Annotated in this window: 14 protein-coding genes and 1 rRNA gene; 10 read left to right on the top strand and 5 right to left on the bottom strand. The window is 70.9% G+C overall.

Annotated elements, in window-relative coordinates; all coding sequences use genetic code 11:
- Window positions 1–319 precede the first annotated feature (319 nt).
- The gene (locus ACX6XY_RS29055) at window positions 320–1,942 is read left to right on the top strand and encodes a choice-of-anchor I family protein (RefSeq protein ID WP_460337258.1); all 1,623 of its coding nucleotides are present in this window, start codon (window positions 320–322) and stop codon (window positions 1,940–1,942) included.
- A 199-nt stretch (window positions 1,943–2,141) separates the two neighbouring features.
- Window positions 2,142–2,615, top strand: coding sequence for a carboxymuconolactone decarboxylase family protein (locus tag ACX6XY_RS29050; RefSeq protein ID WP_460337255.1), 474 nt, complete (start codon window positions 2,142–2,144; stop codon window positions 2,613–2,615).
- Between the two features lie 86 nt (window positions 2,616–2,701).
- Here ACX6XY_RS29050 and ACX6XY_RS29045 read toward each other — a convergent pair whose 3' ends face one another.
- Window positions 2,702–3,775 (bottom strand): hypothetical protein, encoded by a 1,074-nt coding sequence (locus ACX6XY_RS29045; protein ID WP_460337252.1) that lies wholly within the window; start codon window positions 3,773–3,775, stop codon window positions 2,702–2,704.
- A 454-nt stretch (window positions 3,776–4,229) separates the two neighbouring features.
- Between ACX6XY_RS29045 and ACX6XY_RS29040 the strand changes: the two genes are divergently transcribed.
- From ACX6XY_RS29040 to ACX6XY_RS29005, 8 genes are all read left to right on the top strand, one after another.
- Entirely contained in the window at window positions 4,230–4,538 is a 309-nt protein-coding gene (locus ACX6XY_RS29040) for a hypothetical protein (protein WP_460337250.1), read from the top strand.
- A 186-nt stretch (window positions 4,539–4,724) separates the two neighbouring features.
- Entirely contained in the window at window positions 4,725–5,555 is an 831-nt protein-coding gene (locus tag ACX6XY_RS29035) for a hypothetical protein (protein ID WP_460337247.1), read from the top strand.
- Window positions 5,545–6,936: a hypothetical protein gene (locus tag ACX6XY_RS29030; RefSeq protein ID WP_460337244.1), complete on the top strand. Its 1,392-nt coding sequence runs from the start codon at window positions 5,545–5,547 to the stop codon at window positions 6,934–6,936. Before ACX6XY_RS29035 ends, ACX6XY_RS29030 begins: the two co-directional genes overlap by 11 nt.
- Window positions 6,933–8,540, top strand: coding sequence for an SCO6880 family protein (locus tag ACX6XY_RS29025; RefSeq protein WP_460337241.1), 1,608 nt, complete (start codon window positions 6,933–6,935; stop codon window positions 8,538–8,540). Before ACX6XY_RS29030 ends, ACX6XY_RS29025 begins: the two co-directional genes overlap by 4 nt.
- 32 nt (window positions 8,541–8,572) lie before the next feature.
- A complete protein-coding gene (locus tag ACX6XY_RS29020) occupies window positions 8,573–9,994 on the top strand; it encodes an ATP-binding protein (RefSeq protein WP_460337238.1) in 1,422 nt (473 codons plus the stop codon).
- Between the two features lie 14 nt (window positions 9,995–10,008).
- Complete coding sequence (locus ACX6XY_RS29015) at window positions 10,009–11,574, top strand: type IV secretory system conjugative DNA transfer family protein (RefSeq protein WP_460337235.1); 1,566 nt, start codon at window positions 10,009–10,011, stop codon at window positions 11,572–11,574.
- A 29-nt stretch (window positions 11,575–11,603) separates the two neighbouring features.
- Window positions 11,604–11,885: a type II toxin-antitoxin system Phd/YefM family antitoxin gene (locus tag ACX6XY_RS29010; protein WP_460337232.1), complete on the top strand. Its 282-nt coding sequence runs from the start codon at window positions 11,604–11,606 to the stop codon at window positions 11,883–11,885.
- A gap of 3 nt (window positions 11,886–11,888) precedes the next feature.
- The gene (locus ACX6XY_RS29005; RefSeq protein ID WP_460337229.1) at window positions 11,889–12,170 is read left to right on the top strand and encodes a type II toxin-antitoxin system RelE family toxin; all 282 of its coding nucleotides are present in this window, start codon (window positions 11,889–11,891) and stop codon (window positions 12,168–12,170) included.
- Between the two features lie 93 nt (window positions 12,171–12,263).
- Here ACX6XY_RS29005 and ACX6XY_RS29000 read toward each other — a convergent pair whose 3' ends face one another.
- The 4 genes from ACX6XY_RS29000 to rrf form a co-directional block, all read right to left on the bottom strand.
- Window positions 12,264–12,968 (bottom strand): hypothetical protein, encoded by a 705-nt coding sequence (locus ACX6XY_RS29000; protein WP_460337226.1) that lies wholly within the window; start codon window positions 12,966–12,968, stop codon window positions 12,264–12,266.
- A 122-nt stretch (window positions 12,969–13,090) separates the two neighbouring features.
- Window positions 13,091–13,675: a hypothetical protein gene (locus ACX6XY_RS28995; protein WP_460337223.1), complete on the bottom strand. Its 585-nt coding sequence runs from the start codon at window positions 13,673–13,675 to the stop codon at window positions 13,091–13,093.
- Window positions 13,668–14,246: a SigE family RNA polymerase sigma factor gene (locus ACX6XY_RS28990; RefSeq protein WP_460337220.1), complete on the bottom strand. Its 579-nt coding sequence runs from the start codon at window positions 14,244–14,246 to the stop codon at window positions 13,668–13,670. Before ACX6XY_RS28990 ends, ACX6XY_RS28995 begins: the two co-directional genes overlap by 8 nt.
- A 127-nt stretch (window positions 14,247–14,373) precedes the next feature.
- Window positions 14,374–14,449: ribosomal RNA gene (rrf, locus tag ACX6XY_RS28985) — 5S ribosomal RNA — on the bottom strand; the annotation flags it as partial.

Raw genomic sequence — 14,449 nt, 5'->3', positions numbered from 1 at the left:
GGGGCGCCGTCATCGGGGGCGGGGGGGGGGGGGCGGGGGCGGGGGGGGCCGGACCCCTGCTCCACCTCACCGCTCCGGCAGAACTGCCCTACGGCGTGACCACGATGCGCTCGCGTGATTGCCTTCGCGGCCATTGTCGCGGGCGGCATCCCGTACGTTGCGCGGTCGACCAGCTCGTACGCGACCCGGATGACGACGACGCCGACGCCGACTAGGGCCGCCCGTCCCGCGCGGCTCAGGCGATCCGTCAGACCGCGTTAACCCAGATACGGACTGGGATTCACCGGCGGTCGCAGGGGGCACAGCACACTGCGGCCCCATGAGCCCCCGTAACCGCATACTCGCACTGACCACCGCCGCGGCCATCGCCGCCACCGGCCTGTCGCCCCTGACCGCCACCGCAGCGCCCAGGACGGCCGACGCCCGGCATGCCGACACTCAGCACAACGGCATCGGCCTCACGCTGCTCGGGCGCTACTCCAGCGGCGCGTTCGACGAGAGCGCCGCGGAGATCACCGCGTACGACGCGGACAGCCGCCGGGTGTTCACGGTCAACGCCAAGGCGGGGACGGTCGACATCCTGGACATCAGCGACCCGGCCCGGCCCCGCAAGACGGGCGAGCTGGCGACGCCGGGGGCCAACAGCGTGACGGTGCACAAGGGTCTCGTCGCGGTGGCGCAGCAGGCGGAGCGGAAGACCGACGCGGGCACGGTGTCGTTCTTCCGTGCGGCCGACGGCGCGAAGCTTCGTACGGTGACGGTGGGCGCGCTGCCCGACATGGTGACCTTCACCCCGGACGGCCGGCGGGTCGTCGTCGCCAACGAGGGCGAGCCGGACTCGTACTGCGCGGGGGCCGACGGGGGCGTCGACCCGGTCGGCTCGGTGAGCGTGATCGACGTCAGGCGCGGCACCGTACGCACCGCTGGCTTCGAGAAGTGGGACAGCCGGAAGAGGACCGCCAAGCTGCGCGCGGCGGGCGTACGGATCACCGGCCCCGGCGCGACCGCGAGCCAGGACCTGGAGCCCGAGTACGTCGCCGTCTCGGCGGACAGCCGCACGGCGTGGGTCACGCTCCAGGAGAACAACGCGCTGGCGATCGTCGACCTCAAGCGCGCCAAGGTCCGCCAGATCAAGCCGCTCGGCCTCAAGGACCACAGCCTGCCCGGCAACGGCCTGGACGCCTCCGACAAGGACGGCGGCGTCAACATCGCCCAGTGGCCCGTGCAAGGCATGTACCAGCCGGACTCGATCGCCGCGTTCACCTCCGGAAAGAACAACAAGAACAACAAGCAGTACACCGTCTCGGCCAACGAGGGCGACGCCCGCGAGTACGACTGCCACGAGGAGGAGGTCCGGGTCAAGAAGCTCGAACTCTCCCCCTCCGCCTTCCCGAACGCCGCCGAGCTGCAACAGGACGCCGCACTCGGCCGCCTCACCGTGACCTCCGCGTCCCCGCGTGACGCCCAGGGCCGCGTCACCGAACTGCACGCCTTCGGCGGCCGGTCGTTCTCGGTACGGGACGCCAAGGGCCGCCTGGTCTGGGACTCGGGCGACGAGCTCGAACAGCTCACCGCCCGCCTGCACCCCGACCACTTCAACAGCACCAACTCCAAGAACGGCTTCGACTCCCGCAGCGACGCCAAGGGCCCCGAGCCCGAGGGCCTCACGACGGGCACGGTCGACGGCACGCCGTACGTCTTCGTCGGCCTGGAGCGCGTCGGCGGGATCGTCGCGTACGACCTGAGCGACCCGCGCGCCCCGAAGTTCGCCGGGCACATCAACACCCGTGACTTCACCGGCGACCCGGCCGCGGGCACGGCGGGCGACCTCGCCCCCGAGGGCCTGCACTTCATCCCGGCGCAGGACAGCCCGAACGGCAAGCCGCTGCTGGTGGTCGGCCACGAGGTGTCGGGCACGACGGCGATCTACCAGATCAACTAGCCCGGCCAGAGCGGCTACTGCGGCCAGGGCAGCCCGGACGTAACGCACGTCACACCACCCGGTGTCACACCTCGTCGTTCCACCGTGTCAAAGGGGTAGAGCAAGAGCGGCAACGCAGTGCAAGCCAGCACAAGGCCGCACAACGCGAGACGAGAGGTACCAGAGGTACCAGAGGTACGAGAAGTACGAGGAGTACACCGTGGAAGCTCGACTGAACCTCTTCGGCAACGAGGTCGCGATGAAGGGCGTCAAGCACTTCAACGCGGCAGGCAAGGCAGTATCCGACTCGACCCTGCCGCCCGCGACGCAGGAACTGGTGAAGATCCGCGCCAGCCAGATCAACGGCTGCGCCTTCTGCACCGACATGCACACCAAGGACGCCACCGCGGCCGGGGAGACGCCCACCCGTCTCAACCTGGTCGCGACCTGGCGCGAGGCCAAGGTCTTCACCGAGGCCGAGCGCGCCGCCTTAGAGCTGACGGAACAGGGCACCCGCATCGCGGACGGGGGCGGCGGCGTGACGGACCAGGCGTGGGCGAACGCCGCCAAACACTACGACGAGGACCAACTCAGCGCCCTGGTCACGCTGATCGCCCTGATCAACGCCTACAACCGCATCAACGTCCTGGTCCAGACGCCCGCGGGCGACTACCAGCCCGGCCAGTTCGGGTAACCCAGCCCAGGGTGACCGATCCGGGCAGCCGAGTCCGAGGCGTCGCAGGGCCCGTCCCCGCGGCGCCTCGGACTGGCGTACCGCACTCAGTCCCCGCCTCCCCCGCCGTCGCCACCGCCGCCCCCACCACCGGAGTCGCCCCCGCCGCTTCCGCCGCCGTCCCCGCCGTCTCCGCCGTCCGAGCCCCAGCCGTCCCCGCCGCCAGGCTCGTTGTCGTCCCGCCCCGATCCGAGGTTGCTGTACCAGGGTTCACCCCAGGAGCCCCCTACGTAACCGTCGTCCCCGTCCACACGCCGGACGGTCCGGAAGCGGAACATGCCCGTCGCGTCCCCGAGGCCGAACGCGACCGCGAACGTGTGCGCCATCACCGCGTCCAGGGGATCAGGCGTGTCATGCCGCACCGCCGCGAGAGGCAACAGCTCGACGCCCGTCGCCGGACGCGCCGACCGGTCCGGCTTCGCGAGCAGCGCGGCCTGCCGACCGTCCCGCAACAGCCGCGACGCGTTGGCGCTCTCCCGCCGCAACTCCCAGTGCCCGTACGGCGCCTGCACGGCGACCGAGCGCTTGGACTTCCGCATTCTGAGGGTGAACGTGAGCCCCACCGGCGTCTCCCCCACCGTCAGGACCAGCCCCCGCCCAGGCGACGTGTCGTCCGCGCGCAGCCCGTACGGCGCACGCAGCCGTACGACGGGCGCCCCCGGCCCCCACACGTCCACCCGCACCGAGCGCCGGTCCACGCACACCGTGACCGGCCCGGCCGGACCCTGCGCCACCCGCCGCGCGATCCACAGCGGCACGCCCTCCTGCCGCGCCCGCTCCGCGAGCGCCGCCACCTGCGCGGACCCTCCGCAGCGCTCAACCGCCAGCTCCCCCAGCCGCCGCGCGAACTCCGCGGCCTGGCGCACCTTGACCGGCTTGGTCGTCCCGCTGATCCGGGTGACCGGCACCGCCCCCGGCCCGTCCGCCAGCTCCCCCAGCCCTCGTTCCGCGCCACCGCCGCCGAGCCACCGCCCCCGCAGGTACGCCTCCGCCATGGCCCCGAGGTTGAGCTCGCCCAGGGACGCCGTCCGCCCTCCGGCCCTGAGTCCGCCCTCGGTCAGCTCCACCGGCCGCGCCAGCGGATTCCACGACCTCGGCTCCCCGTACAGCACTCGTCCCACGCGCACGCTCCCCCCGAACACCCGAACCCGAATACCCCGACCGGCCGGCCGACCGACCGACCGCCCAGCCGGTCACCGCTCATTGTCGCCCCCACGGACACCGGCGCGGACACCGGAGCGGCCACCGAAAAGAACCAGCCAATCCCCACCCCCACAGAGCGCCGCGGAATCTCCGACTCCGAACCACACAGCGTGACGGTTACCGCCCGCTCATTGCCCGACGTCACCCCTCGTGATACACAGAGTGACCGTACAGACCTTCGTATCGCGCCCGGCCTCCTCCCGCCGGGCGGCTGACGACGGTCCGTGCGCGTTCCGCCGACGCATCTCTCATCGGATAACCCGACGGATGACGCCAAGTCGACATACCACGAGGATTTCTCAGCGAGAATAGGCTTGACCTCTGCGCTCAGCAGAGGCGCATGACTACCCATTAGGGGCGGTGAGTTACAACATGCTTCTGGCAGCCGAAGAAGGCGACATCACCACCATCATCGGTGGCATCGCCCCTGACTGGGGCCCCTTCGGGAGCCTGGGCACCGAAGCGAAGGTCATGATCGAGGTCGTGATGGCCGTCGCCATCCTGCTCTGCCTCGGCATCGCGATCTGGGGCGCGGCCAAGCAACGCATCGGCGCCACGGCACTGCGCGACACCTTCAGCGCGGAGCAGGGCAAGGGCCTGATCATCGCCGGGCTGACCGGTGTCTTCATCATCGGATCACTCGGCACGCTCTTCACCATCGTGTACGGGATGGCCGTCTAGCGCACCGTCAGCACGCCACCCATCCGTTCCTGCTCCCCCGTGTCTCCGTCCGCCTGTCGTGCCACCGGCTGAGGTTGCGTCACCCTGATGTCGAGTCACCCCACCGCGTCAGCGCGGGAACGGGAACCAGCAGGACTACCGTCTTACTACACGGTTCAAGCAGAAGGTTGAGGGGGCGTACGCGGCATGAGTCTCGGCGACGAGCGAGGCCGACCCGAGGGCGACGGCTACGGCGGCACCGGGCAGACCCGTACCCGGCTCCCCGAGGGCCGCGACGTGTACGGCGGCGCGCGCCGCCCCGCGCGCTCCTCGCGCAGCCTTGTCACGGTGGTCGGCGTGGTGGTCCTACTGATCGCCGCGATCGCGTTCGCGAACCGCGGGGACGGCGGGGGCGGGGGTGACTCCGGATCCGGTGGCAGCCCCGGCGCGGCCCCCACGGCCGCATCCGGCAAGGCCCCCGCCACGGGCCAGCAGAACGGCATCCCTACGGGGTATGCACGGGACCGGGAGGGTGCGCAGAGCGCGGCGGCGAACTATGCGGCCGCGCTCGGTTCTGACGGCATGTTCAACGAGAGCCGCCGACACGCGATCGTCGACACCGTCGCGGACCCAAGCGCTCGCAGCAAGCTCCGTGCCGGGTTCGACGCCGACTACTCGCAGGAGTTCCTCAAGAAGGTCGGTCTCAAGAAGGACGGCAGCGCCCCAGCAGGCAACACCTTTGTCAGCCGCACTATGCCCATCGGCACCAAGGCGACGGCCTACAGCGACAGCAAGGCCACCATCGAAGTCTGGAGCAGCGGCCTCTTCGGGCTGACAGGTGAAGGTTCCACCAACCCCGTGACCAACAGCTGGTTCACCGTGACCGTGCAGCTGAAGTGGACCGGTGACGACTGGAAGGTGCTGGAGACCAGCCAGAAGACCGGCCCGACCCCCGTGAACGGCGACAATCCTGCCTCGCGCTCGGACGAGATCGCTGAAGCGGTCGAGAACTTCGGAGGGTTCACCTATGCCCGGTAGTCATGGACGCCGCGCCCTCTCGCTGACCGCAACGCTGGCCGCCGTACAGACAGCACTCGTGCTGCTGGGCTCACAGGCCGCAGCCGCACCAGACCCACCCGAGGACGACCCCTGCGAGCTCATCGCGGGCCCGGCTCGCAAGTACTGCGAAGACGGCTCAGACGGCGGCGCGAAAACCAACCCCGCCGAAGAAGGCCTAGGCGTCCTGGACCCCCTCTCCTCCCTCGCCAAGGGCTGCGCCGAAGCCGCCTCCTGGACCATCACCAAGCTCAGCGACGCCGTCGAGAACACCGCCAACGTCGACTTCACCAACGAGACCTTCCTCCAGCAGTACGCCGTCGTCTTCGCCGCCGCCACGATCCTCACCCTCCTCCTCTGGCTGCTCGCCGTCGCCAAGCGCGCGGTCCGGGGCGTGCCGCTGACCACCGCTGTCAGCGAGGCCATCGGGTTCCTCTGGCTCACCGTCCTCGCCTCCGCGTTCACGCCGCTGATCCTCTACACCGTCGTCTCGGCGACCGACGCCGTCAGCGAGGTCATCGCGAAGGCGACCGGCGGGCAGACCGACGCGTTCTTCGGCGGGTTCTCCGCCGCCCTGCAGAAGGGCGACGACATCGGCGGCGGGCCGATCATGCTGATCGTCGTGTCGCTCGTGTCGATCGTCGCCGCGGGCGTCCTGTGGCTGGAACTCGTCCTTCGCGCCGCCCTGCTCTACGTCGGCGCGCTGCTCGGCACCGTCGTCTACGCGGGCCTGGTCGACAAGAACCTCTGGGGACACGTCCGCCGCTGGGCCGGGATCATGATCGCCGTGATCCTGGTCAAGCCGGTGATCGTGATCGTGCTGGGCCTGGCCGGAGCGCTGGCGTCCGACGACGGGCCGAACTCCGTCTCCGCGATCGTCTCCGGCCTGGCCATCATCCTGCTGGCCATCTTCGCGTCGGCGATGATCTACCGGTTCGTCCCCGGCTTCGGCGACGAAATCGCCGCGGGCCGCAACAACCGCATCATGCAGGGCGCGGAAGGCAAGGCCGCCGCCGTGCTCAGCTCCCCCGCGTCGATGGTCTCGCAGGGCATCAAGACCCACAGCGGCCGCGGCGGCGAGGGCGGCACCGCCCAGGGCCAGGCCGCCGCCCGCCCCGCGAACCCCGTCAGCGGCGGCGTCGCCGCACACAGCCAGCGCGGCGGCCCCGCCCCGGCCGCCGCCTCCCCGAGCGGCGGCGGAACTGTCCCCTCCGCCGCCCCCGCACCCCGTACGAGCAGCCCCGCCAGCGGCCCGCACGGCTCCCGTACGGCAGGCAGCGGAACCGCCCGCGGTGCCATGCCCGCACCCGCCCCCGCACCCCACCGCACACCGAACAACCGCACAGGAGGTGACGGGCGTTGACGACCCAGACTCACTCCCACGAGTCCCACCAGGCCTACCAGTCCCATCCGGTCGCGCCCCGCCGCACATATCTCATCGGCCGCGCCCGGCCGAACGCGATCGTCGGCAAGAACCGCGAGACCGGCGAGATCGCGCTGATCATCGCGGGCGCGTTCCTGGGCATGATGTGCGGGCTGCTCGTCCCCGTCCTGACGCTGCGGATCGTGCTCCTGATGGGCTTTCCGCTGCTCGCGCTCGCCGCCGTCTACGTCCCGTACAACGGCCGTACCTTCTACAAGTGGTTTGAAATCAACCGCAGCTTCCGGCGCAGCCTGCGCGGCAACGGCCGAGCCGCCGTCTACCGCTCGGGCGCCGCCGAGGCCGGAGTACGCCTCGACGGCCGCGAGGTCGAGGTCGGGCCGCCGCCCGGAATCGGGCGGATCACCTGGCTGGCCGCGCCCTTCGGGCCCGACGAGATCGCCGTACTGCTGCACGCGGACCGCCGTACCGTCACCGCCGCCATCGAGATCGAGGGCCCCGGCGTCGGACTGCGCGACTCCGAGGACCAGGAGGCCCTGGTCGACCGCTTCGGCACCCTGCTCAAGCACGTCGCGAACGGCGACGGGTTCGTCACCCGCCTCCAGATGCTCGCCCGTACGCTGCCCGCCGACCCGGACGCGCACGCCAAGGACGTCGCGGCGCGCGGCGACGACCGCGCGCCGAGCTGGCTGCGGGGCTCGTACGACCAGCTCCAGTCCATGGTGTCCACCAGCAGCGAGCAGCACCGCGCCTACCTGGTCGCCTGCATGCACTACACACGCGACCTCGCCGCCGAGGCCAACACCCTGGCCCGCGCGTCCCGTACCGAATCGGCCGCCAGGCTCGGCGGCCGCAAACTCGACAAGGACGCGGGGCTCGCCATCGTCCTCGCCCGCGAGCTCACCGACATCTGCTCCCGCCTCCAGGAAGCGGACATCCGCGTCCGCCAGCCGCTCGGCCAGGGCCGTCTGTCCTCGCTCGTGCACTCCATGTACGACCCGGACCACCCCATAGACCACATCCAGGCCATGACCCGGCGCAACGCCTGGCCCGCCGAACTGGACGCGACCGAGCCCACCTACCTCCAGGCCAAGACCCGCGAGTCCTCGACCCGCGCGCCCTGGTGCCACGCCACGGCCTGGGTGAAGGAATGGCCGATGACGCCGGTCGGCGTGAACTTCCTCGCCCCGCTCCTCGTCCACACCCCGGACGTGATCCGCACGGTCGCCGTGACCATGGACCTCGAACCCACCGAGGTCGCCATCGAGCGGATGCTGACCGAGAAGACCAACGACGAGGCCGAGGCCTCCCGCCAGGCCAAGATGAACCGCACCGTCGACCCGCGCGACATGGCCGCCCACTCCCGTCTGGACCAGCGCGGCGAGGACCTGGCCAGCGGGGCGGCCGGGGTGAACCTGGTCGGCTACATCACGGTCTCAGCGCGCTCCCCGGAGGCGCTGGCCCGCGACAAGCGCACCATCCGGGCGTCCGCCGGAAAGTCCTACCTCAAGCTGGAGTGGTGCGACCGCGAGCACCACCGGGCTTTCGTCAACACCCTCCCGTTCGCGACCGGCATCCGAAGGTAACGGCAAAGGTAAAGGTAAGGGCGTACAGGCTGATGCGACGAGACCCGCTGTCCCTGCTGACCGATGCCTTCACCGCCTTCCTGTTCGGCAAGGTGGAGACGACCCGGCCGCCCGTGCGGACCTCCACCGGCCAGGCGCAGGCCGTCTACCTGCCGACCGCGGCGCCGGGCCTCGGCGACTCGGGCGTCATCATCGGCCGCGAGGTGTACAGCGGCAAGGGCTATATCTACGACCCCTTCCAGCTGTACGGACAGCAGCTGCCCGCCCCGCACTGGCTGGTGCTCGGCGAGTCCGGCAACGGCAAGTCGGCTCTGGAGAAGACGTACGTACTGCGCCAGCTCAGGTTCCGCGACCGGCAGGTCGTGGTACTCGACGCGCAGGGCGAGGACGGCGTCGGCGAGTGGAACCTCATCGCCCAGGAGCTGGGCATAACGCCGATCCGGCTGGACCCGATGGCCGCCCTGGACCACGGCATCCGCCTCAACCCGCTCGACCCGTCGATCACCACGACCGGCCAGCTGGCGCTGCTGCGCACCATCATCGAGGTCGCGATGGGCCACGGCCTGGACGAGCGCTCCGGCTTCGCGCTGAAGGTGGCGCACGCGTACGTCAACGAGACCATCGTCGAGCGGCAGCCGGTCCTCACCGACATCGTGGACCAGCTCCGCCACCCGGAACCGGAGTCCGCGGAGGCGATGAACGTCGCGATAGACGACGTACGGGCCTGGGGCCTGGACGTCGCGCTGGTCCTGGACCGCCTGGTCGACGGCGACCTGCGCGGCATGTTCGACGGGCCGACGACGGTGGGCATCGACCTGGACGCGCCGCTCATCGTCTTCGACCTCTCGCACATCGACCGGAACTCGATCGCGATGCCGATCCTGATGGCGATCGTCGGGGTCTGGCTGGAGCACACCTGGATCCGCCCCGACCGGAAGAAGCGCATCTTCCTGGTCGAGGAGGCCTGGCACATCATCAACTCGCCCTTCGTGGCACAGCTGTTCCAGCGGCTGCTCAAGTTCGGGCGGCGGCTCGGCCTGTCGTTCGTGGCGGTGGTGCACCACCTGTCGGACGTGGTGGACGGGTCGGCGGCGAAGGAGGCGGCGGCGATCCTGAAGATGGCTTCGACCAGGACGGTGTACGCGCAGAAGGCGGACGAGGCACGGTCCACGGGGCGGGTGCTCGGGCTGCCGCGCTGGGCGGTGGAGATCATCCCGACGCTGACGCCGGGCATCGCGGTGTGGGACGTCAACGGCAACGTCCAGGTGGTCAAGCATCTGATCACGGACACCGAACGCCCGCTGGTCTACACGGACCGCGCGATGACGGAGTCGTCGGCGTCCTCGGCCACGCTGTCCGACGACATGCTGGCGGCCGAGCGGGAGGCGGAGGCGCGGGCGGCGGCGTATGTGGAGCAGCAGTTGGGCGACTCGTCCGAATCCACGGTGGCGTGAGACGTGAGGTGGAGATGAGGGAGCCGTACGGACAGAGGCACGGGCACCCTGCGCAGCGCGGCGTGCCGGACGGGCTGCTGCTCGGCGTCCTGGCCTTCATCGTCGGCCTGACGGTCCTGACCTGGTCGTCCACCGGGCTCGCCGGCCTCTTCGCCCACGGCTCCTGGCCCGACGGCGTGGCGTTCTCGCGTACGGCGGTGGCCGTACGTCAGCTGGTGTCCGAGCCGCACGACATGGCGGGCGCCTGGCCGGACACGCCCGCGGAGCAGCTCTCGGGGTACGGGCTGTTCTGGGGGTTGTTCATCGGCCAGGTGATGATCCTGATCGTGCTGGCCATCTTCATCATGGGCACGGTGACCCGGTGGCGCGCCCAGCGCGCGACCCGCCGCGCGAGTGCGGCGGCGGCACGTACGGAGGCAGCGGCGGCGACGGAGAGCCCGAAATCGCCTGCCGCGTCGCCGAACCCGGCGGCCCCGGCGGCCCCGACGGCCTCGACGGCCCCGGCGGCCTGGGCGGACTCGGCAGCCCCGGCAGCCCCGGCGAGCACCAGCCCGCCCGCGCACTCGGTCCCGCACCCCGAGCCGCACCCGGCCTCGACCCCGGCCCCACCCCCGGCCCCACCCCTCATCGCCGCACCCGCCCCGACCCTGCCGAGCCCGAGGAACCCCCTCGTGCTCGGCGGAGCCGAGACCAGGCGGCCCGCCGCCGTGCAGGCCGTACGGGACGCCGACGCCGCCGCCCTGGTCGTCACGTCCGACCCCACCCTGTGGGCGGAGACCAAGGACGCCAGGGCCAAGCTCGGCCCCGTACTGCTCTATGACCCCGCGCACCTGTGCGACACGCCCGCCCGGACGCACTGGAGCCCCGGCGCGGGCTGCCAGGACAAAGAGACGGCCAGATCGCGGGCGCGGGCCCTGCTCGCCCCGGTGCGCCCGACCGCCAAGCTCGACGCGGCCGTCGCGCACACCGCGGAGACCCTGCTGCGCAGCTACCTGCACGCCGCCGCCGTGGACGGGCGCGAGTTCAAGCACGTACACCGCTGGTGCCAGGGCACGCAGGTCCAGGACGCCGTACGCATCCTGCGCACCCATCCCAAGGCGGCGTCCGGCGCGGCGGGCGAGCTGGAGAGCGAACTCACCGCGCACCCCGAACGCCGCGACACGGCCCAGGAGCTGACGGCCCGTGCGCTGTCCGCGCTCTTCTCCATCCACATCCGCGAGGCCTGCGCCCCGAACCGAGCGGATGCCCTCGCCCTGGATTCCTTCGTGAACGAAGGGGGCACGCTCTATCTGGTGGGCGAGGCCATCGAGGACCCCCGGTCGGGTCCTGGGGCCATGCCGCTGCTCACCGCGCTCGCCTCAGACGTGGTCGAGCACGGCCGGCGCGTGGCCGCAGGGTCACCCTCCGGTCGGCTCGACCCACCACTGACGCTCGTCCTGGACGACGTCGCCGCGGTGGCCCCGCTCCCGCAGCTCCCCGAGCTGCTCGCGACCGGCGCCGACCAGGGCCTGCCGACCCTCGCCCTGCTCCGCTCCCGTGAACAGGGCCGCGCCCGCTGGCCGGAGTTCCTGCCACGCTGAAACAGATGTACATCTGCTACATTCATGACATGAGCGAACCGGTCGTTGAATCCATGGCCGAGGTCCGCAGTCACCTCGCCGACGTCATCGACCGTGCTCACCGCGAGGAAACTCCGACGATCATCACCCGGCGCGGCAAGCAGGAAGCCGTCGTGATCGACATCGAGGAGTACCAGCGCCTGCGTGAGATCGCGGAGAGCGCCGAGGAAGTGTGGCTCAACCAGCTGGCCGACGAAGCCGAAGCCGAGGGCGTGGCAGGCTCGGTCTCTCTGGAAGAGATGGCTGCCCTGCTCCGTGCTCAGCAGGGCTGACCCGTGGGGTACCTCACGCGCTTCACTCCACACGCCCAGCGGGACATGCTCAAGATCCCTCGCCCGGATGCCCTCCGCATCCTGTACCGCCTCACCGAACTCCAGAAGGCGACGGATGCGGGAGACACCTCCGCGTTCGACATCAAGGCGCTTCAGGAACACAGAGCCCGCTGGCGGCTCCGGGTCGGCGACTACCGCGCCGTCTACACCGTCGAGGACGGTCAGCTGGTCGTGTGGGTCCTGGCCGTCGGCGACCGCCGTGACATCTACCGCCGAGACCTGTAGCCCCTGCGCAGCTCCATCTCCCAGTCCGCCCATTCCGCCGCATCGCTGCTCCATGACCCGATCCTGCGCGGGACATGGAGCAGCGCAACGGAATTAGGACCGGTACAGCGACTTGACCCTGATCACTCGGCCCTCTCCGTCGAAGCTCAGGTCGTACCCGACGCCCGCGCGCTCCGCGGGCGGCAGGGCCCCCAGTCGGCGCACGAACTCGGCCCCGGAGTACGACGTGTCCTGCCGCATCTCCTGACGGGAGACGAGCGGGGCCGCCAGCCGCACCTGAACGTCGTCGGCCACGGGCACCTCGGTGTAGGCCCCCTTGCCCGGAATGATCACCCACGTCTCGAAGTGGCTGGTGACCTCGGCCTTCTTCTGGGCGGGCCGGACCGACAGGTAGGTCTGGCCGTCGCTGGTCCTGGCCTTCTCGATCTGTACGAACTGCTTGCTACCGGCCCAGGGAGCTTCGCCGGGGGCCGCGCTGGGCGACGCCGACGTGTCGGCAGGGGCGGAGGCGGAGGCAGAGGCGGAAGGCGAGGCCGGTGCCGCGGACTCGGTGGCGGTCACCTGCTCGTCGCCCGCCCCGTCGTTCGTCCCGTCGTTCGTCCCGGCGTTCGTCCCGGCGGGCGACGGCGAAGACGTGTCCGCTGCCGGGGTAGGCGTCGCCGACGTCGCAGCCGTGGCGTTGGCGGCCGACTGCCCGTCGTCATCCCCGCTCCCGCACGCGGTCAGGGCCGCAAGGCTGATGGTCAGGGCGGCGAGGCAGCGCACGGCGTTCCGGCGGCGTGAGACGAAGGCAGTCATGAGGTCCCCCCAGGGATGGCAGGTGTGTTCGGGTTACGTGAGCTATACGCGTCAGCTCACCCGTTGGGTTACACCCCGATTCGACTTTTTTTCGGCTGCCTGCCTCAGGGCTCCCTGGGGGCTCACTCGGCGAGCCAGTACACCTCCCGCAGCGACTGCACCTGGCCCTCGTCGTCGTAGTCGATCGCGAACACCCATCGCGGCCCAGCGGCCAGCCGACCCACTACTTCGCTCAGCCGCACGTCCGTAGGGCTCCCACCGACCAGCTCCCGAGCCTCGACCAGCGTCCGCCCCGGCAGGACCAGCGTGTGCACCACACCGACGGGTTCCGCGGTGCCCTGGACGGCACGGAGCTGTTCGACGGTGATCTGCACCGTGTCCCCGTTCGCCACCGCGCCGTACACATAGCCCAGTTCGCTGGCGTACTCCTCACCCGGAGCGGGCGTCGGCGGCACGAACAGCGAAGCCGTCGGCGTCGGAGCGACGGCGGGCGGCTCGGGCCCCCAGGGGCCGCGGGTCAGCGCCAGGCCTCCCACGGCCAGCGCCACGGCCAGCATCGCGCCGCCGGACGCCACAGCGGCCCGCTTGCGCCGCTGGCGCTGCTCCCCGCGCGCCCGGATCCGCTCCGCTGCGAGCGGCTCGAAGCGCCGCCGACCCGACTCGGCGAGGCCGGCGAGGTGATCCTCCAGTTCGATTTCGTCAGTCATGACGCACCTCCGACATTCGGGTCGTCCGCGGATCCAGCTCAGTGTCGGTCAGCAGCCGCGCCAGCGCCGCCCGCCCCCGGCTCAGATGGGCCTTGACCGTACCGACAGGGCAGTCGACCTCGGCAGCCACCTGTTCAACCGTCAGGTCGCACAGGTGGTGGAGCACTACGGCACGCCGTTGGGCCTCGGGGATCCGCCGCAGCGCCTCGACCAGCACCACGTGGTGCGGTTCCGGCGGCGGTACGGTGGCTGGCGGGCCCTGGCGTCGGGCGAAGGCCAGCGCGGTACGCACCCGCCGCCACCGGCTGACCGCCATCCGCCAAGCGGTTGTCCGCACCCACGCCTCGGGGGCGCCGTCTTCCAGATCCAGCTCACTCCGGCGTTCCCAGGCCCGTGCGAAAGCTTCCTGGACCACATCCTGCGCCTCTGCCAGGTCTCCTGTCATCGCGTACAGCTGACCGACGAGCCGTCCCACGCTCGCGGCATAGAAGGCGTCGAACGCCCGCTCGTCCGTACCCCCGCCGCCGCGCGGTGCCTCTGGTGGTGCTGGTGGTGCTGGTGGTGGTCGCATGCCTCTCCTGTCATGATCACGATGCACGGTGCCACCCGGCCCCCTCACCACACAAGAAGTCAGCACACACGATAAACGCAGAAAGCCCCTGTACCGGGACCCGGTACAGGGGCTTTCTCTACAATGAGTTCGGCGGCGTCCTACTCTCCCACAGGGTCCCCCCTGCAGTACCATCGGCGCTGTAAGGCTTAGCTTCCGGGTTC

Source organism: Streptomyces sp. O3, from assembly GCF_054788135.1.
This window is presented reverse-complemented; position numbering and strand designations above follow the sequence as displayed.